This window comes from Pseudoalteromonas sp. ATL1, assembly GCF_058933015.1.
Window position 1 is genome coordinate 4,144,020 of the sequence record NZ_JBZYXL010000001.1, and the last position, 18,309, is coordinate 4,162,328.

Sequence of the window (18,309 nt, forward strand, 5' to 3'; positions counted from 1 at the left end):
CAAAAAACTAATCAAGCAATGACCGTAAGTACTCACCATAGCGACTTTTTTCCATTAAGTTTGCTCTTGCAAGCAAAACCTCTGAGTTGATCCAACCTTTATTCCAAGCTATTTCTTCAAGACAAGCGACCATGAGCCCCTGTCTGTGCTCCAGAGTCTGAACAAATTGACTTGCTTCGAGTAAACTGTCGTGAGTCCCTGTATCCAGCCAAGCAAAACCACGCCCTAAAACTTGAACTGACAGCCGATCCGCGTCCAAATAAACTTGATTTATAGCGGTTATTTCTAACTCATTACGTGATGAAGGCTTGATAGTTTTTGCTATATGCGAAACATTGTTATCATAAAAATAAAGCCCTGTGACAGCAAAATTTGATTTCGGTTTAAGTGGTTTTTCCTCTATAGACAGCGCATGCATATTTTCATCAAATTCAACTACGCCAAAATGTTGAGCTGATGCTACTGGGTATGCAAAAACAAGAGCGCCTTCGCACAGTTTTGCTGCATTCTGTAAAACGGGTGTAAAACCTTGACCGTAAAAAATATTATCTCCTAACACCAAACAGACACTATCGTTACCAATGAATGACTCACCGATAATGAATGCCTGTGCGATACCATCAGGGCTATCTTGAACGGCATATTGAATATCAATGCCAAACTGTTTCCCTTCTTCGAGCAAGCGTCTGAAAAATGGCAGATCCACGCTTGTAGTTATAATCAATATTTCTCTTATACCTGCTAACATTAGCACTGATATTGGGTAATAAATCATCGGCTTGTTATAGACTGGTAGTAGCTGCTTACAAACCCCTTGAGTTATAGGAAATAACCTAGAACCTGTTCCACCCGCTAAAATAATCCCCTTCACTGAGCGCGCTCCGAAACAGTACTCCCAGAATTTGAAAATAACTCAATATACCACTTTACTGTCATCTCAAGACCGGATTCAAAAGAAATGGTTGGTTTCCAACCTAAAGTATTGACTATTTTATCACTGTTAATTGCATACCGTTTATCATGCCCAGGTCTATCAGGAATAAACTCTATAAGTGAATCAAAGCCAACTCCCGATGCCCGTAACGCATTTTTATTGTTGAAAGCGTGTATTTCTAACAGTGAACATATTCGTCTTACTAGCTCAATGTTACAGATTTCATTGTTGCTTCCAATATTGTATGTGTGCCCCACTCTCCCTTTTTTAATAACCGTGCATAAGGCCTTGACGTGATCATCAACGTGGAGCCAATCTCTTATTTGCATTCCATCACCATAAATTGGAAGGCAGCCCCCATTAAGAGCTCTGTGAATAACTAGAGGAATTAACTTTTCAGGAAACTGATATGGGCCATAATTATTCGAACAATTAGTAATAAGAACTGGTAAGTTATATGTCCTTGCCCAAGCCCTAACTAAATGATCTGAACTTGCTTTACTTGCTGCATAAGGAGAACTTGGTTGATACCTACTTTTCTCAGTAAACGCTTCTTCATCTAACTCAAGGTCTCCATACACTTCATCGGTTGACACATGTAAAAACCGAAACTGAGTACGAATGTTCTCGTCTTGAGTATCCAAATATTCTCTTACTGACTCTAATAAATTAAACGTGCCAACGATGTTGCTTTGTATAAAATCTGATGGGCCTAAAATTGATCGATCCACATGACTTTCTGCCGCTAGGTGCACAACAATGGTCGGTTTAAAATTGAGCACTGTATTGTGTAACTTGGCAAAGTCAGCAATATCTATCTGTGAAAACGCATATCTAGGACTAGTAGCTACCTCTTCCAGTTTATTCAAATCAGCAGCATAAGATAGCTTGTCAACATTGAGCACCGTTACTTCAGTCTTTTTAATCAAATGGCGTATAAATGCACTACCAATAAAACCGGCTCCCCCAGTTACTAAAACTCTTTGTTTTGCATCCAAAGTAAGATTCTGTAACACTAATTAGCTCCCATGTACTTTCTTATAGACCGCTTTGTGTTTATTGAATAAACCACTAACTTTTCCTAGTTGTCGATACATTAATAAGCGTCCTTTCATTTGCTTAGCCTGATTATGAAATGCCAAACACAGTACAAAACCAAGGCTAAGTGCCAGAGGTATTTTCGTAAGCTCAAGCAACAATGTTTTGAAATTGCCGTGATGTTTTAAAATGATACGCATATCAGCGGCTCCAATCCGGTATGCCCTCTCAATCGCCCACTGTTTAGTCATTCTACCGTCGTCAAACACCTCATGACTTACCGCGCTTACAGCAATTGCGAAACGAGCCCCTCGCTCCTTCAAACGAGTGAAGTACTCCTTGTCTCCTCCGCCAAATAACGCATAAAATGGGTCAAAACGTTGTTGCTCGAATTGAAAGTATACGTTTTTGCAAAGCAATACGTTACCGACGCCTTCTAATAAATCAACTTGTTGAGAATAAGATGGTTCTGGTGGGTAATAAATACTTAATTCTTCCAACCATTTAGGGGGGGGAGTGGCAAAGTCAGGCCTGACTATACCCCCGACGATTTCACAAGAAGTATTTTTTTGAACGTCTAACAAAGATTGAAGCCAATTAGCGTCAACCCACTCATCATCGTCAACCATAGCTAAAAAATCAGCTTGATTTTTTTCGAATGCATGACTCAATATCTGGTTACGAACAAAAGAGATCCCTCGTTCTTCCACTATGATTGTTTCAATTTCATAACTTAGCTCTGTTCTTATTCCATTAACTAAGTTTACCCCTTGAGTATTTATACAATCATTATCCGCGACAAGGACTTTAAGTTCGACTTGATTTGTTAGAAATAAGCTATCAAGCGATTTTAGAAGCTTTTTCAAACCATTTGGACGTTTATATGTGGGAACACCTACAACGACAGTAATAATTTGTTGACTCTCTTTTGAAAATTCCATGTTCACCACAACCTAGCTCAGCCTGCCAAAACCTAAATTTCGGAATACTAACAAAGTTAGCCCTATTCCCAAACCATTAATCAGCAAAAAGACGCTCAACTGCGCAATAAACGTGATAGAGAATAAGTTATTCAAATAAATCACAGCTCTCAATGAAACCAAGGCAACTGCAATGATGCAAACTGGAGCCTTTGCGAATTCAAGTAACCCTATAAAAACACAAGGTTTAATCAAAAAATACCAGTGTGCAATCAAGATTATAACTTGTAATATTAGCAAGGCCAAAAGCATGTCGAAAAGCCCGAAGGGTACAATCAACAAAATAACGACTATACGTAAGAGAGTGACTATTACGTTCCAATAAAAAGAACGCTTCACAGCTCCTGTCGCTTGTAACAAACTACTGCAAGGGTTGATAACAGACACAATCAAATATGTAAGAGCGAGTAAAGATGCAAACTCATGAAACTCTGACCAGTTCCCCCCCAAAATGAGTTCAAGAAAAGGTTCAGAAAAATAAGCGATCCCGATATACAAAGGCATATTGATTAAACTTAGCAACGCCACTGCATTGAGATAATAATAAGCTCTTTTATCTTTCGATACATTAACCAGCATCGGAAATAGTACGCGGTTAGCCGTCGGGTTTATAAGCTGTAACATTGGCTTACCTATTAAGTCCTTTAGGTAGCTATAGATTCCAAGCGTTTCAGCTCCTAAAAGCTTTAATATAACCAGCTGATCAAACTGTCTGCTAAGCAAGCCGGTCAGATTTTCAAACATTTGGTAACAGCCATATTTGAGCGGACCTTTAATTACTTTAAAATGTGGCCATGTAATACCAAACTTTTCAGGGTGGAGAAAAAGGCACAATATCAATAACACGATAGCTTGTAGCAATTGCGCATATACCGCGCCAGTAACCCCAAATCCTTGCCATAACAAAGCACACGTGGCTAGAAAGCCTGAAAATTGAGAAGACACTTCAACCACCGCAATATCATAAAATTTTAGCTCTTTTTGCAACTGTGCAATTGGCTGTGCAATACACACGCGGATGAAGATCACTCCAGAAACAACCAAAGCGAATGACTCTAAATCAGGCAGATTGAGATAAAAACCAGCCCAAGGAATAACGGTAAAACTTATAAGCGCGGCACTTAGGCCTATCAACAAGCCAAAAGTGTAGAGTTGATACATTTCATTTCTACTCAGTTTTTTGTGGAATATTAAAGCATTGGATAGCCCACCATCCCCGACTAATTGAGACAAACTGACACAAATACCTATGAAAGCAAGCAAACCTAATGATTCAGCAGAGAGAAATCTCGCTAACACTAAAAATTGAGCTAGCTGCACCGCAAATTTAGCGATCGTAGTTGCAGTACTCCATGAGACACTGCCTATTACCGAGAAACGCGTGCTCATTATTTCAGTAGATCCACAAACATTTCACGCCACTTGGGCAATAAAGCGTGTTCAGAAAAGTTTCGCTGCATCAATCCTTGATTTTGCGTATTTATTTTTTGTACTAAACAATTAAGTCCATCACCACCAAGGTTCTGTAAGCTTGAAGAATCATACAACTTAAAACCGAGACTGCTTAAATCTCTATACGAGGTAGTGTTAGAATTCAAAAAGACGGGTTTCCCCATCTGCAACATAGCATACACAGCGTACAACCCCTGCTGCCTGTTATGTGCAAATACAAGTAGATCTACTTCGTTGAGCAATTCGTCATAAGAGGTTTTATCCAGCATCGATGTCAGCGCAATAAAGTTATCTGAAAACAATTTTTTACCAACCGCTATCACACTTTTTATATAGTCTTGCTCTGCGCCATAATTCAGTGGCACGACAATCTGACATTCCAGATCACGTATGGCAGCAAGCTTTTGTAGCATTTCGATATGATTATTACTGGGTGCACCAGAGTTACCAAGCAATAGCTTAATTCGGTCGCTTCTTTTTTTTGTATTTGTTTGAGCAAAACCAATTAATGGGTATGGTAAAACGTGTGCATGCTTAACAGCCAGTCTTTGTGTTAATAAATTGCTATCTCCTTGATTGAGTGTAAAAACGCAACCAAACTTCTTTAAAACTTGGCTATGTATAAAGCGATTAACTAAACCTTTTAACGATAGTTTATGTTCATATCGGTATAGTTCAGCTCCCCAAATCATACATGCAGAGTGCGCTAAGCGTTTAAACCGAAGCAAAGCACGGATTAAAGTGGGGTCAAACACCCCATGAAATACAAACCTTGTATTACTCTTCATAGCTGCTAGTTGAACCAAGAGTGCTTTATTATCCGCAAATTCTACAAATCCATGCTTACAATGTGATGCACCAACAGGGATCCAAAACTGTTGTTCGATCCCTTTTCCTGCCTTGATAAAAAACTCCCTCATGGGGATATAATGATGTGGAGAAGCTGAAAATATGTGAATAAGCATGACTATTTTTTTTCTAGCTGCTTTTGAATATTGAGTAGATCCCTTTTTCGTTTGTTAACCTTTTTAGCAGGCATACCTGCAACGATCTTGAACTCGTCAACAGATTTTGTAACAAGGCTTTGCGCCCCCACTGCTGCACCTAACCCTAGTTTAACACCCGGTAATAGAATAGCGCCTGCGCCAATAATACAGTGCTGGCCAATATGAACAGGCTTACTTGTTACGTTAGTAAACGCCGCATCCACTGTTGGGTTGGTCATCCAGGTGCCACTATAATCATCACTACTTGAGTAAACTGTCACTCTAGCTGAAAGACCTGAGTAATCTTCCATTGTAATTGATGCATCGCCAATTAAAGATGAATATGCACCAATGTGGATGTAATTTCCTAGGGTTATTCCCCCCTTACCCGCAGACAAAATACAAAAGTCATCAATGCGGACATGATTACCAAAAGCAATTCTTTCAAGTCCGAACAAAGAAGCTTTACGAGAAATAAGGCAGTTATCACCGACGGCTTTAATCCCTAAGTCTTTCAATTCTGACTTACTATAATGCAATGTTTGTTTCATCTCGTTTTCTGAAGTTTTTTAGGAAAGTTATGATTTTAGCAGAAATATATTCAACATCTTTAAAATCAAGTTCATAGTACATAGGTAAGCACAGTATTCGGCGAGAAACGGAATCCGAACAAGGTAAATCTCGACGCTCTGTATACAAATCAAGCTCATTAAGATCGGGATAAAAATAGCGACGAGTCTGAACTCCAAGAGGCTCTAATTGCTCTCGCACATACATAAGCTCTTTTTCATCATTGAATAGTACGGCTAGATATGAGCCGTTACTAGCGCTATTACAATCCCATTGCTGAAATTCCACAAAGCCATTAAGACAACTTGTGTAATGGTTAAAAAGGGATTTCCTATGTTCTAAAATACTATCAATATGGTCGAATACACAAAGCCCCATCGCAGCATGCATTTCACTCATTTTAGCATTCGTACCAACCAATACAGGAACCTGCTGTGCATTCTGTCCAAAGTTAATTATCATTTTGGCTTTTTCTAAATCATCTTTGTGCTTAAAAATGATTGCTCCACCTTCAACGGTATGAAACAACTTAGTCGCATGCAAACTTAACGTTGCACAATCACCGTACTTAAATAGCGATGCGCCCTTATATTCACTGGCAAAACAATGCGCTGCGTCATAAATAACTTTAAGCTGATATTTTTTAGCAATTTTATCAATAACATCAACATCACAGGGGTTGCCAAAAACATGAACAGGTACTAGTGCATCCGCCCACTCAAGATCTTCCTGAGTTAGTTTTTCGGGGTCAAGATTGAATGTTTGAGAACAAATATCACTAAAGCGCGTTTCTATTTTTTGTAAACGCAACGCGCCTAACGTTGCAGCAAAAGTAAACGGTGTTGTAATCGCTTTTTTAATACCCATCACTTCATATGCAACGTGCAGAGCCTGCGTACCATTCGCAACTAATAATAAATGCTCAACCCCCAAATAGGCTTTTAACTTATTTGTTAAAGCCTCTAAGCATGGACCGCCATTTGATAACCTATTTCTGGAAAAAATTTCAGCTATTTCCTGTTGATACAAGGCTAAATTGGGTAAAAAGGGTTTAACTATGGGGTATTTCACTAATAACTCAAACATCAATGGTAGTAGCTAAGTAGTCTACAGAATCAAGGTAAAGATAGAAAGGGGCGCGAATAAAAACCCTTTTGGCAAGCATTTAAAGCAAACAAAAAAGCGAGCCGAAGCTCGCTTTTTTAAGACTTATAAAAGCTGTAACTATAAATTAGTTAACTTTTACGTGGTCTTTGTTTTCGCTGTCGAAGTAAAGTGCCGTTACTTCAATGTTTGCAGCTGGTGCGTTAGTTGTAACACGAATACCAGCAGTGCCTGTGATTGAGTTTTCAGCAGCCATTGCGTCTACTGCTGCAGTTACGTTTGTTACTGCATACTTAGCAGCAGTACCAACTTTCTTAGCAGCAATCATTTTGCCTTCAGAGAATAGTTCAACCATGATATCGCCTTCTACAGTGCTGTTGTTAGTAACAGCAACGTAGCGTGAGTATTTGTCAGCGAAAGGCATGATTTCTACAAACTCAGAGTCACCATTTAGGCTCCAAGAAGAAAGGTTTTTAGCATCGATAACTTTAAGTGACTTAGTACCATAGATTGCCGATACAGTAACTTTTACGTCTTGCGGAGCTGTTAGAGCAACACGCTTGTCTTCAGCAGGTAGTTCAAAAGTGATGTTTTGAGCTGTACCTGAAGCGAATGTTGTACCAGTCTTAAGCGTAGCAGATTTTTTGTCAGCTGCGATTGTGAACGAAGCAGTACCAAGTTTGATTGCATTGATACCAGTGAAATCACCAGTTAGATCAACTTGCACATCAGTTTCTGTAATAGAACCAGTCGGTGTAGCTGTAGGCTCAGTAACCGTGAATGAAGGAGTTGGATACTGAATTGTACCGCCTGACACAGTGAATGACTTGCGTAAAGAAGCTACGTCAACAGTTGCATCACTTTTCGCAACTTCTCCAGAGAACTGTTGAACGCCTTGAGCCAGTACTAAAGTATCGGCAGTACCTTTAGTATCAATTTGGTCACCTGTTGAAGCTTTAGCTGATGCTGTGATAGAAACCTTACCATCTTTAGCAATCGAAGCAACTTTTACGTCGAAGCCTGAGCTAGCTTGCAACACGTATTCTTTACCAACCTGACTTCCCGTAACTGTAGACGTAACGCGGAACTTCAACTCATCTTTAGCTGTGTTCATGTTTAGGAAAGTAAAAGATACACCACCAGTTGATCCAGTTTCAACTAGAGTAAAAGGGTCACTATCATTAAATGTAGCACCAGTTAGCTTGAATGTTACCACATCGTCTAAGCTATAATTTGTACCTAGTACGATGCGTACATTGCTTAAGGTGATAGTGTTATTTGTTACTTGACCATCTGCAAGGCCTTCAACACTGATGTTAGTTGCTGAAGTACCAGTGTTAAATTTCATTTCTGTAGCTACTGCAGAAGTTGCAAGGCCTGCAAGCGCAAGCGCTAGTAGAGATTTTTTGAACATGTTTTCCATTCTCCAAAGTTTCATGAAACGGGAACAATAAACGTTCCTATTTTTCTTTTATTTGATCATTCAGTTAGGCCGTCACCTAAGTGACATTCCGATCAAATCCATGCTTAGTCTAAACATTGTTAGTGTATTGTCAAGCAGTTAACTATGCAAAAACTAAGCGTTAACTCTATTATAAAAGGCCACATCAGCCTCACCATAAAAAATACCTAAAAAATCAAAACATTAAAAACTCACGCACGGATTAAGGTGTTGATTTTTTGTCCATTTTTATTTGTTAAAAAACGTAATTTTAGCTATTTGAACAATACTTAATAATAATTTAAGCTAAGTATATGTCAATAATGTGACTCTAAACAGTCATGTTTTCGTACTTAATTCTGAGTTTGCGTGTCAAACTCTAGATTAGTCAAGTTTTGCTTAAATGCATCCATAACACCTTGCCACTGCTCTGCGGCTTCAACAACCCTCGGTGTTACCATCACCACTAGTTCTGTTTTTGACTTAGTGTCTTTTTTACCATCAAATAAACGGCCTATAATCGGCAAGTAAGAGAAAAATGGCACGCCAGTATCAGTCAAACTGTTATTTTGACTGATTAAACCGCCAAGCATAATCGTTTGTCCATCGGCAGCGATGACTTCTGTTTTTATTTTGCGCTTAAAAATTGTAGGCTGACCTTGTGTCGAGTCATCGCCTGAAGCATCATTGCTGATCTCTTGCTCTATCTCCATTAAAATAACGCCTTGCGCATTGACTGTTGGTGTTACATTCAAGTCGATACCGGTCTTTCGGTAAACCACCGACGTTCGAGAGCCATTTACTGGGTCGGTAACAATTTCACCCGTCGTAGGAATTTCATCCCCGACAGTAATGTTTGCCTCGACACCGTCTCGAACCGAAATAGTTGGTCTAGATAGTACATTCACATTCTGGTTCTTCTCAAATAGTTGAATATCCAGCTTGCCTGTTACCCCTTCCAACACATAATTTAAACCGGTGCTTGCGTCCCCCCCAAAACTATAGTAACCCGTTCTTGCACTTCGATTATTGGCAAGTGCAAACTTCACCCCTTGACTAAACTCATCTGATAAAGACACTTCAGCAATTAATACTTCTAATACTACTTGCTTAGGCATAACATCCAGTCTTTTCACAAGAGGAAGGATATTACGATAGTCCGCCCCTGAGGTATGAAAAATTATCGCATTTGAGCGTTCATCAACCACCATTCGCAAACTTTGATTACTCACAGAAATATTTGTATTTGCTGTTGTACTTTGCTTTTGCTCTTGTGCTTCAGCACTGACCGATGTTGCGCGGCTTAATTGTGAACCACTTCCACCACCTAATAAGTTTTGTAGGCTTTGCCCTAAGTCCACCGCACGCGCAAACTCAGGTTCAAAAATAAAATATTGCTTTTCGTTACTATCTGCGGGTTGATCTAATTGCTGAGACCAGAACTCAGCACGCTGCAAAAATGCATCGCTATTAGTAAAAAACACCAAACTATTTGTTCTTTCTATCACTACCACACTTACGGTTTGTTCTGTCGAGCCTGTATCGCTGCTAGTGATACCTTCTTGTTTCAAGAGCTCACCAAGCTTCTGGCTAAGCTCTTTGGCTGGCATAAATGTAGATTTATACACCCCTATGTGGCGGTCTCGAAATGTAGGTTTATCCATCATTTGCATAAACTCTAGCGCCCTAACTATTTCAGAGCGCTTACCTTTAAACATGATCGCATGCTGGTCGAATAAAGGCTGGGCGTCTACGTTTGTCATCTGACGAATAGTGTTAGCTAAAGGAGTTTGTACTCTTCCTTTAAAAGGGGCTAAATGGATAATATTACTGGCTGTATTGGGTATATCTTCTACTTTATTGCCATACCCATAGACCACGTTGCCGCCCGATGCATTCTCTGAAGGGTGAATATAAAAAATTCCTTCCTGCTCCCTAATAACAATGCCGCGCTCTATCAATAAATCTTGGCTAATAGAAAACAAACGACGCTTACTTAACGACTCTTTTAAGTTAATAGTAATCGCATCGTTACTATTGCTGATAGTATCGCCAATAATATAATTGACGCCTAGCAAGTCACCAAAAACATAGTGAAGATAATCTTTCACTTTTAAGCTATCGGCGGTTAGCTTAACTTGAACTGTATCACTGAATTGCTGCGATAAATTAGGCTGGCTAGTTTGTGATGTTTTATCATCGGGAAGCGCTGGCAGATAAACTAAACCACCCGGCTTAGTCTCCTGTCTTCCTTGTGTTTGCGAGGCAGCAACCTCATTTTTAGCTGCTTTAAAATTATTTTTTTTGTGTAAGTACGAGCCATCTACAGCAATAGAGTCTGGCACTGAATTACATGCCGACAGACCCGCTGTGACAATAAAACCGAGTAAGATTTTTTGAGCTTGTTTCATAGTGTTTCCGTCATCGTTATTGCTTCGTACTTTGATACATAATGAGAGTAATTTGCTGCTTTTCTTTGCTTAACTCCACTTTGGTGTTGGAGCTAATATTCAAAGAAAAGCCTTCTATCATTGCTCCGTGATTAAAACGCGTTAATTCACTCATACCACTCTCAACGTGCGTCACTTCAATAAGCGCATAGGCGACACTTGCAGAGTGCACCACAGCCTTTAATTTCAACTTTTTATCTTGTGCAAATACAGTACTCAATTCGCCTTGTTGCTGACCTTGTTCAGCTACACTTATACCTTTATTTGTTGCTGGCTTCTCTTCTTGTTTTTCTTTAATCCAACTCGTCAATAATACATTTAGCTGCTCATAGCTCTGCTCAGATAACTTTGGTAAAACAACGTCATCAGCGCTATCCAACAAAAACGGGGTACTGTTCACATCAACGTCAGAACTCAAGCGGCTGAATACATCAAAAACAAACAGCGATAAGATTAACAAGATCAAATAAATATAGCCTCTATTCATTTTTGGCCTCATCTTGCATATAGAAAGAAAGTAACAAACTCACTTCTGCACTCCCGGTTTCCTCAACATTCAGCCCTCTTATATTCATGTCAAAATATTCAATCGCTATAATTGGCATATAAGACTCTAGCTGAGTTAAAAACGCCCCCAAATTGTTCACTTTACCTGAAATGTTTACGCGCATTTGCTCTCTGTGGATGCCCGCTGACTCAAACTTTACACTCGGTTGCCAACCTACATTAATCGTGGTCAATTGCCTATCAGTCAGCCACTGATTGATCAGCTTTTGCTTGTCAATTTTAAATTTTGAGGGGTCTTGCCAATCAAAATAGAGTTTTTCGTACGATTCATGCAAAATCATCGCTTTTTTATTAGCAACATCCAGCTCTTTTTGCTGCCTTTTTAGATTCTCAGCTTTCGCTAGCCGTTTTTGGATTTGCTCAATTGCTGTAACTTGCTCATTTTGCCAAGTAAAAATTGGCACAATGATAAACTTCATTGCCACGAGTAGCAGCAGAATACTTAACAACAACCTATATTGTTTTAGCTGCTCAATCATTGTTTAATTCCGCCTGCGTCGCTTGTGACTTTTCTACTTGGTAATGTTGTTTATGTGCATCAGATGGAGTCGAAAAACTGATCACAAATTCCTCTTGTCCTTGATAGCTTCTCACCGGAAAATCAAATTTTGGCGCTATAACCCAATCAAACTGACTTAAAGATTCTAAAGCTGATATAGCACTGCTACTCTTACCTCGAACAACAAATCGCTCACCTTTACGTTCTACCCGCTCTATATTGGCATATGCTCGAAGACTTTCTAATACCAAAAAGCTTGGAGATACCTTAGGTATATCTTGGAAAATAGCCTGCCACTTTACGAGTTTATCGCGCTGCTGCTCATAATCCGAAAAACTATCAAGCGCTTGATTTATAGTTGTTTGGTTATTTTCGAGCTCAGAGCTAACATAGGCCTTCTTGCCCATCAAATACACACTGCTAAGCATAAGATAAGCAAGCAAACTCGTACCGATAATAAAAGAAGACTTTTTCGCAACACCGCGATACGCAGAAGTACCTATTGGCTGAAAGAACCCTCTCATAGATTCCACTAGTGTTGGCAGTGTATTTTCAACTAAAAGCTCGGCTACCTTCGCCTCTGCATGCATTTGAGATGTTGATTTATAACTAATTCCTACAGTATTAGCAAAACGTTCAGGGGTGTTGATCAGTGCGAACTTTACTGCCGAGTAAATAACGTTGTTTCTCTTTGCCAAATAATACTCATCGTTTATACAACTAATCTCTGATTCAGAAAGCTGACGTGACAACAGTACTGATTCAGGAAGCAAAAATAACGCTCCTGTAGCGCGGCCATCAAACAGCCAGCTATTAACAAAAGTTGTACTGTCATCTTTGATTCTAATTTGCGATGCGTAGCACTGCGTCGCGTGCTTTTTTTTTCTTAAGGCTAATAGGTTATTCAATGCTTTTGGTTCTGTAACAGGCAACTTTTCAACCTGCTCGCTATAGTGATTTCTTGCAACAATTTGTATCGCTTTAGGCTTATCACACTCAACAAAGCGCCACTCATTTTGCTTATACTCAAAAGCATAGTGCTGATTGTTCCGATAGTAACTCACAAAATTACCAACTAACTTTATGTACCACCTAGGTAATGTCCGTTTATTCATGCAATTATTAACCTTCCGAAGCCACTAAGTTTACAGGCTTTGGTTTATTTGATTCTAATAAATAATAAAGTGTACGATTGACCCGTGAATGCCCTATATCAGTCTCAATTGTGAGCCTATAGTTATTTGATGGATAAAGCATAATATCTGAATTTGGTTCGGTACGAACATATGTTGAAAATAAAGTAGGTGTTAGCTTTTTGCCTTCTCTCAAAATAATAAGCTGCTCAGCTATCGGAGCATCATATAATGCCGCCAGTAACATATCAGGGGCCGTCATGGGATTGAATATGCTCATTTTGTTGATTGTTGCACTTTTATTTAAAAACTGGCGTACGGCTTCTGGCATGTCTATATGGTTTAATTCTGCCAAAGTTTGGATTGTGCCATTTTTATAATCACCTTCCGGCAACGAATACCGAGAAACCTTATCAACATCCTGCCAATCTTTAATTTTATTCACTATGAGCCGAGCATCATAGTCGGTTAGTCCCTGTTTCGTCAATACTCTCAGCCACCTTTGCTCCACAGGAAAGCTGAGGTTAAGCAAACCGCGCAAATCTTGTAAAACAATTTTCGTATTCTCAGTGTAGTTAAATGGTTTCCCATAAAAATTCCAGATGCCTGTTAATTCACTCAACTCACTGGAGAGTGTACTTGTAGGCGATTTAGACTCTGTCAGTAAACCAAATAGAACGATTGCTTCTGCATCGTAATTTGCGACGACAGCTTGGGCTCGTTCTTCAAACGCACTTGCAATATATACTTGCTGTCTCGCTGTTTTTGTCATAAACAATCCCAGCAAACTAAGTACAGCGGTTATAAGTAGAACTTGTAATAACGCAATACCATTTTGCATTAAAGCACTCCGTTTTCTAAAAAGTATGATTTCCAACGGTTTGGTTCTATATCTAACTGGGCGAGAATATTTATATTGCCGATTTGCAGTTTAATGTATTCCGGTGTTAGTTTTCTATCTATGGCTCTATAGTCCGTAAACCATTGCGCCTTACCTCCCGGAACTCGCCCAAACTTTCTAGCGGTATCTGGCCAGCCAAAGTAACTAAACTCCATATTTTGCTCATCTTCCAATAGCACTTTGTAACTTACGAAATCAATTGTTTGCTCTGTGGAAATGAGCATTGCCTGTGTTAAGGGTACTGATTGATAAACCAGCTGCGTTGTATTATTTGTTTGCTGAACCGTAAGCCTGAATATTTCAGGCTTACCAGTCATCAACCCATTGCTCGTTACGGCCAATAATCTTGAGTTACCTCCAACGAAAAAAAAAGTTGGCTCTTCCTTTTCATTGCGGACCACATAAGGCAACACTCCCTTTAGAACTTGCTCAAGTTGAGCGGTCGCTTTTGCCTTCTGCGCTTGGTGTTGAAAGTCACCAAGCTCTTTGTCCCACCGACTGGCAAACTGAAAATAAGCAAAGGTCCCCGTTGCCATTACAAGGCTCAATAAAGTCACTGATATGAGTAGCTCAATAAGTGTGAAACCCATTTGCCTATCTCTCACGCCAACTTACCTCTTTGAATTGATACTTACGGGTAAGACCTTTGACTTCTGTATTTAACTGCACTTGCCATAGCTTGTAACTATTACTAGAGGTTTTCATCAACCCAAATTCATCACTTGCTCTCGAACTAGGGTCTACTTTTTCTTTAATAACAGAAGCTTCCCAGCGGTATGACACCCCTCCGTTATTACCCGTACCTTCTAACTCAGATTGTTCAAATGAAGAGTGACGGATCTCGAATCTGACATTATCTAAGATCCCAGTGATTGCTGTAGACAATTGAACATATTTGGTGGCTTTCTCCGAACTGATAAACGCACCGCGATAGAGCATCGACACAGTTGTTATCACAGCCAACAAGATAACCACCGATACCAATAGTTCGACGAGTGTGAAGCCCTTGTTAGTGTTCATTTCTATCCTGCAAATCAATTTGTAAAGTTTGCTCAAGATATTTTGTGGTAATAAGGTCTGAAGAGATCATACCAAAGCGGTTTAATACTATTTCCTGACTGGGAAACTGCAGATACTTAAATTGCCTACTCTCTATTTCTTGCTTTTGATAAAAAACTACAGCAGAACGTTTATCTAAAACAACTTGATAGTCTTTTTGCTCCAAAAACGCCTTATTAGAGCGATTACGTAGCCAGTTTTTGACTTCCACTAACTCCATTTTTGCATCAGAACGGTTGATCGCTTGCAACGATAATGGCGCAACTAAAGCCATAATGAGGCCCATGATAGTCAGTACTATCAACAACTCTATCATTGTGAAGCCGTGCCAGTTCTTCAAAACTAAAAACCAACGTCATTTAAAGAGATCATACTGAGCATCATCACGACAACAACACCGCCAACAAATACGCCCATAAAAAGGATCATCAACGGTTCGAGTAATGACGTAATTCTATCTGTCCAAGTTTCAAAATCTTGCCTTGAACGGTTTGCCACCTCATCAAACACAGTTTCTAACTTACCTGACTCTTCGCCAACTTCTAATAAAGAAACATAAAAGGGTGGATACATAGATGATTGTTGAAGAGAAGGGGTGAGTTGATTACCCCTTTTTACCTTTTTCCTCGCCACTTCCAGCTCGCCACGCATCTGCTGATTTCGAATATTACCCGTCGCAAGTTCTAACGCTCTATCAATTGGCAACCCAGCTTTCAGCATCAGGCTCAAGCCTGTGTTAAATCTTATCCTCTCAACCGTTTTGACAGCGGTCCCCGTGATCGGCAAACGTAAAACTATACGATCCCACCATGACTGGACTTTACTTTGTCGACTTGCGTAAAGTCCACCGCCCACAGCCAACAACCCCCCTATCAGTAAAGCAGACTGGTTTTGGTTAAACCAAGCACTCGCTCCTAACATAGCCTGCGTGTACCATGGCAGCTGCTCTATATTTGCAAACATATCAGCCATTTTCGGAATAATAACGTTAAAAATAAATAAAATGCTGAGAACACAGACAAAAAAGATGACTATAGGGTAAGTGATCGCACTGACAATTCGTTTTTTCAAATCTCTTTTGAACTTTAAATCTTGCGATAGGCCAGCGAAAGTACCAGCCAGATCACCAGAAGCTTCACCTAACTCAATTAGATTGCAATATAGGCCATCAAAAACTTTTGGGTGCGCTTTACACGCTTGTGATAAGCTGCTTCCTTTTTTTAAACTTTGACTTAGGTCTGAAAGTAGCCTAGCCAGCGCTGGGTTCGCCTTGGTTTTGCGAATGATATCTAAACCTCGATCGATACGTATACCCGTCGCTAGAAGCAAACTCAATTCGGAAGTCACAAATTCAAGATCGGCTAAACTTACACGTTCTTCAAGCAAATGAAAAGCAGCTTTAGCTGAGCGCTGCTCTTTTAGTTCGTATGGCAATAACCCCTGTTTCTCTAACCTTTGCTGAGCTAAAGCAATATCGTCAGCCTCTATCTGACCATCGCATTTGCCACCCATAGAATCAAAAGCTTTATATTCAAACGTCGCCATTACCCAGCAACCCTAACGACTTCTTCAATGGTTGTTTGGCCTAAAATTGCTTTATAAAGCCCATCTTCAAACAAAGTTCTGCGATTTCTACTTTTATTATGTCGCTTTGCTTTTTGAATAAAATCTGCGTCTTTCGGCAAAGCTTTTATCGTATCATCGCATGCTAAGTATTCGGTAACCGCTAAACGCCCTTTATAGCCGGTATTACCACACTGTTCACACCCAATGCCATGACGAAGATTAATCGACTCTAAACCGAATTGACTTGCAACACTATCTAACTCATATTGTCTAATTAGCGCAGCACTATCGGGGTGTACTGTTGAACAAGCGTCACATACCTTACGCGCCAATCTTTGGGCAACAACAGAAACTAACGCCGCGTTTAGTAAAAATTCTTCTACCCCTAAATCTAATAATCGAGTGTAGGCACTCGCTGCGTCATTAGTATGCACGGTACTGAACACTAAGTGACCAGTTAACGCAGACTGCAACGCGATTTGGGCTGTCTCTTTATCGCGTATTTCACCTAACATAATTACATCTGGATCTTGACGCACGACAGAACGTAAACCAGCAGCAAAATCAAAGCCAATCTCACTGTTTACTTGGACTTGATTGATACCCTCCAGTTGATATTCAACAGGGTCTTCGAGCGTAATAATTTTTACATCATCATTATTCAAGGCATTCAAAAAAGTATAAAGAGTTGTTGTTTTGCCCGATCCCGTTGGACCAGTCAATAGCACTACACCCGCCGTTTTCTTTATATCCTGTCGTATGCTTTGTTCAATATCTGCCGATAAACCCAATACTGACATTTCGTAACGAACACTCTCTTTTCGCAGGAAACGCATTACGATCGATTCACCATCGTTAAGAGGCAGTGCAGAAACCCGAATATCAACTTCCTGATTGGCAACTTTCATCTCTATTTTGCCATCTTGTGGGCGTCTACGCTCTGCGATATCCATACCTGAGAGGATCTTCAAACGTGTAACAATTGGGAGCTGCTTACTTGCAGGGATAGTTTCAGCTTCATGCAGGACACCATCAACCCTAAACCTCGCTCGATAGCGACCTTCGTAGGGTTCTAAGTGCATATCAGAGGCACCTTGCCTTAGAGCTTTGCTAATAAGAGAGTTCAGCAAGTTAACAATTGGCGCCTCTGTCGCTAATTCCTTTAATTTTTCTTCTTCCGCGCTGAGTGTTTCATCTTCAATCTCATCTGCGGGTGCAAATTTAGAAGCCAACAGGGCAATTTCAGATGAGGGGGCGAGAATAAGGTTTGGAGTTATTTTTCGGTTAAATAGCCATTCACACATTACTGGATTTAATGGATCTAAAACTGCAAATGTCCAAACTGTTCCGTCAATAGAGAGTGGAACCCAGCTCTGTTCTATACAAGTATCGATATCACACTTAGATTCGAGCTTTACTTCCTCAGAAGCACTCAACTGCTCTGCCGTGATAATAGGCAGATCCAAATACTGAGAATAGACATCTACAAGCTGGTCTTCAGGTAAACTTCCCATATTAATGAGAATCTGTTCGAGCCTACCACCATATTTTTGCTGGTAAGACTCTGCTTTATCCAAATCTGAGGCTTTGACGTTAAAACGCTCAATTAATAATTGATTAAGTTCCATA

General features: G+C 39.9%; 18 protein-coding genes. All 18 read right to left on the reverse strand.

Annotated features, from left to right (window positions below; all coding sequences use genetic code 11):
• Positions 1–7: 7 nt before the first annotated feature.
• The 18 genes from rfbA to AC5FX4_RS18245 all read right to left on the reverse strand — a co-directional run bounded on the left by rfbA (position 8) and on the right by AC5FX4_RS18245 (position 18,308).
• Positions 8–871: a glucose-1-phosphate thymidylyltransferase RfbA gene (gene rfbA / locus AC5FX4_RS18160; RefSeq protein WP_493607718.1), complete on the reverse strand. Its 864-nt coding sequence runs from the start codon at positions 869–871 to the stop codon at positions 8–10.
• Entirely contained in the window at positions 868–1,950 is a 1,083-nt protein-coding gene (gene rfbB / locus AC5FX4_RS18165; RefSeq protein ID WP_493607719.1) for a dTDP-glucose 4,6-dehydratase, read from the reverse strand. Before rfbB ends, rfbA begins: the two co-directional genes overlap by 4 nt.
• Before the next feature lie 3 nt (positions 1,951–1,953).
• A complete protein-coding gene (locus tag AC5FX4_RS18170; protein ID WP_493607720.1) occupies positions 1,954–2,913 on the reverse strand; it encodes a glycosyltransferase family 2 protein in 960 nt (319 codons plus the stop codon).
• A gap of 12 nt (positions 2,914–2,925) precedes the next feature.
• Positions 2,926–4,341 (reverse strand): oligosaccharide flippase family protein, encoded by a 1,416-nt coding sequence (locus AC5FX4_RS18175; RefSeq protein ID WP_493607721.1) that lies wholly within the window; start codon positions 4,339–4,341, stop codon positions 2,926–2,928.
• Positions 4,341–5,369 carry a TDP-N-acetylfucosamine:lipid II N-acetylfucosaminyltransferase family protein gene (locus AC5FX4_RS18180; protein ID WP_493607722.1) on the reverse strand — a complete coding sequence of 343 codons (1,029 nt, stop codon included), beginning with the start codon at positions 5,367–5,369 and terminating at the stop codon, positions 4,341–4,343. The genes AC5FX4_RS18175 and AC5FX4_RS18180 overlap by 1 nt, the downstream gene beginning before the upstream one ends.
• A gap of 2 nt (positions 5,370–5,371) precedes the next feature.
• A complete protein-coding gene (locus tag AC5FX4_RS18185; protein WP_493607723.1) occupies positions 5,372–5,941 on the reverse strand; it encodes an acyltransferase in 570 nt (189 codons plus the stop codon).
• The gene (locus AC5FX4_RS18190; RefSeq protein ID WP_493607724.1) at positions 5,919–7,046 is read right to left on the reverse strand and encodes a DegT/DnrJ/EryC1/StrS family aminotransferase; all 1,128 of its coding nucleotides are present in this window, start codon (positions 7,044–7,046) and stop codon (positions 5,919–5,921) included. The genes AC5FX4_RS18185 and AC5FX4_RS18190 overlap by 23 nt, the downstream gene beginning before the upstream one ends.
• 145 nt (positions 7,047–7,191) lie before the next feature.
• Positions 7,192–8,502, reverse strand: a complete 1,311-nt coding sequence (locus AC5FX4_RS18195) for a hypothetical protein (protein WP_493607725.1) — start codon at positions 8,500–8,502, stop codon at positions 7,192–7,194.
• A 356-nt stretch (positions 8,503–8,858) separates the two neighbouring features.
• Complete coding sequence (locus tag AC5FX4_RS18200) at positions 8,859–10,916, reverse strand: secretin GspD/PilQ domain-containing protein (protein WP_493607726.1); 2,058 nt, start codon at positions 10,914–10,916, stop codon at positions 8,859–8,861.
• 16 nt (positions 10,917–10,932) lie between these two features.
• Positions 10,933–11,442, reverse strand: coding sequence for a hypothetical protein (locus AC5FX4_RS18205; protein ID WP_493607727.1), 510 nt, complete (start codon positions 11,440–11,442; stop codon positions 10,933–10,935).
• On the reverse strand, positions 11,435–12,001 hold the full coding sequence (locus AC5FX4_RS18210; protein WP_493607728.1) for a hypothetical protein: 567 nt from the start codon (positions 11,999–12,001) through the stop codon (positions 11,435–11,437). Before AC5FX4_RS18210 ends, AC5FX4_RS18205 begins: the two co-directional genes overlap by 8 nt.
• A complete protein-coding gene (locus AC5FX4_RS18215) occupies positions 11,994–13,136 on the reverse strand; it encodes a hypothetical protein (RefSeq protein WP_493607729.1) in 1,143 nt (380 codons plus the stop codon). Before AC5FX4_RS18215 ends, AC5FX4_RS18210 begins: the two co-directional genes overlap by 8 nt.
• Before the next feature lie 7 nt (positions 13,137–13,143).
• Positions 13,144–13,995: a type II secretion system minor pseudopilin gene (locus tag AC5FX4_RS18220; RefSeq protein WP_493607730.1), complete on the reverse strand. Its 852-nt coding sequence runs from the start codon at positions 13,993–13,995 to the stop codon at positions 13,144–13,146.
• Positions 13,995–14,660, reverse strand: a complete 666-nt coding sequence (locus AC5FX4_RS18225; protein WP_493607731.1) for a PulJ/GspJ family protein — start codon at positions 14,658–14,660, stop codon at positions 13,995–13,997. Before AC5FX4_RS18225 ends, AC5FX4_RS18220 begins: the two co-directional genes overlap by 1 nt.
• The gene (locus AC5FX4_RS18230; protein WP_493607732.1) at positions 14,650–15,075 is read right to left on the reverse strand and encodes a PilW family protein; all 426 of its coding nucleotides are present in this window, start codon (positions 15,073–15,075) and stop codon (positions 14,650–14,652) included. The genes AC5FX4_RS18225 and AC5FX4_RS18230 overlap by 11 nt, the downstream gene beginning before the upstream one ends.
• Positions 15,065–15,454 carry a type II secretion system protein gene (locus AC5FX4_RS18235; RefSeq protein WP_493607733.1) on the reverse strand — a complete coding sequence of 130 codons (390 nt, stop codon included), beginning with the start codon at positions 15,452–15,454 and terminating at the stop codon, positions 15,065–15,067. Before AC5FX4_RS18235 ends, AC5FX4_RS18230 begins: the two co-directional genes overlap by 11 nt.
• A gap of 2 nt (positions 15,455–15,456) precedes the next feature.
• Positions 15,457–16,659 (reverse strand): type II secretion system F family protein, encoded by a 1,203-nt coding sequence (locus AC5FX4_RS18240; protein ID WP_493607734.1) that lies wholly within the window; start codon positions 16,657–16,659, stop codon positions 15,457–15,459.
• Positions 16,659–18,308: a GspE/PulE family protein gene (locus AC5FX4_RS18245; protein ID WP_493607735.1), complete on the reverse strand. Its 1,650-nt coding sequence runs from the start codon at positions 18,306–18,308 to the stop codon at positions 16,659–16,661. The genes AC5FX4_RS18240 and AC5FX4_RS18245 overlap by 1 nt, the downstream gene beginning before the upstream one ends.
• Position 18,309: the final 1 nt, after the last annotated feature.

Excerpts from the sequence above, each read along its gene's own strand:
- AC5FX4_RS18210 (WP_493607728.1), bottom strand. The coding sequence starts at position 12,001 with ATGATTGAGCAGCTAAAACAATATAGGTTGTTGTTAAGTATTCTGCTG.
- AC5FX4_RS18215 (WP_493607729.1), bottom strand. The coding sequence starts at position 13,136 with ATGAATAAACGGACATTACCTAGGTGGTACATAAAGTTAGTTGGTAAT.
- AC5FX4_RS18190 (WP_493607724.1), bottom strand. The coding sequence starts at position 7,046 with ATGTTTGAGTTATTAGTGAAATACCCCATAGTTAAACCCTTTTTACCC.
- AC5FX4_RS18200 (WP_493607726.1), bottom strand. The coding sequence starts at position 10,916 with ATGAAACAAGCTCAAAAAATCTTACTCGGTTTTATTGTCACAGCGGGT.
- AC5FX4_RS18245 (WP_493607735.1), bottom strand. The coding sequence starts at position 18,308 with ATGGAACTTAATCAATTATTAATTGAGCGTTTTAACGTCAAAGCCTCA.
- AC5FX4_RS18220 (WP_493607730.1), bottom strand. The coding sequence starts at position 13,995 with ATGCAAAATGGTATTGCGTTATTACAAGTTCTACTTATAACCGCTGTA.
- AC5FX4_RS18205 (WP_493607727.1), bottom strand. The coding sequence starts at position 11,442 with ATGAATAGAGGCTATATTTATTTGATCTTGTTAATCTTATCGCTGTTT.
- AC5FX4_RS18240 (WP_493607734.1), bottom strand. The coding sequence starts at position 16,659 with ATGGCGACGTTTGAATATAAAGCTTTTGATTCTATGGGTGGCAAATGC.
- AC5FX4_RS18195 (WP_493607725.1), bottom strand. The coding sequence starts at position 8,502 with ATGAAACTTTGGAGAATGGAAAACATGTTCAAAAAATCTCTACTAGCG.
- AC5FX4_RS18175 (WP_493607721.1), bottom strand. The coding sequence starts at position 4,341 with ATGAGCACGCGTTTCTCGGTAATAGGCAGTGTCTCATGGAGTACTGCA.
- AC5FX4_RS18170 (WP_493607720.1), bottom strand. The coding sequence starts at position 2,913 with ATGGAATTTTCAAAAGAGAGTCAACAAATTATTACTGTCGTTGTAGGT.
- AC5FX4_RS18180 (WP_493607722.1), bottom strand. The coding sequence starts at position 5,369 with ATGCTTATTCACATATTTTCAGCTTCTCCACATCATTATATCCCCATG.
- AC5FX4_RS18185 (WP_493607723.1), bottom strand. The coding sequence starts at position 5,941 with ATGAAACAAACATTGCATTATAGTAAGTCAGAATTGAAAGACTTAGGG.
- AC5FX4_RS18230 (WP_493607732.1), bottom strand. The coding sequence starts at position 15,075 with ATGAACACTAACAAGGGCTTCACACTCGTCGAACTATTGGTATCGGTG.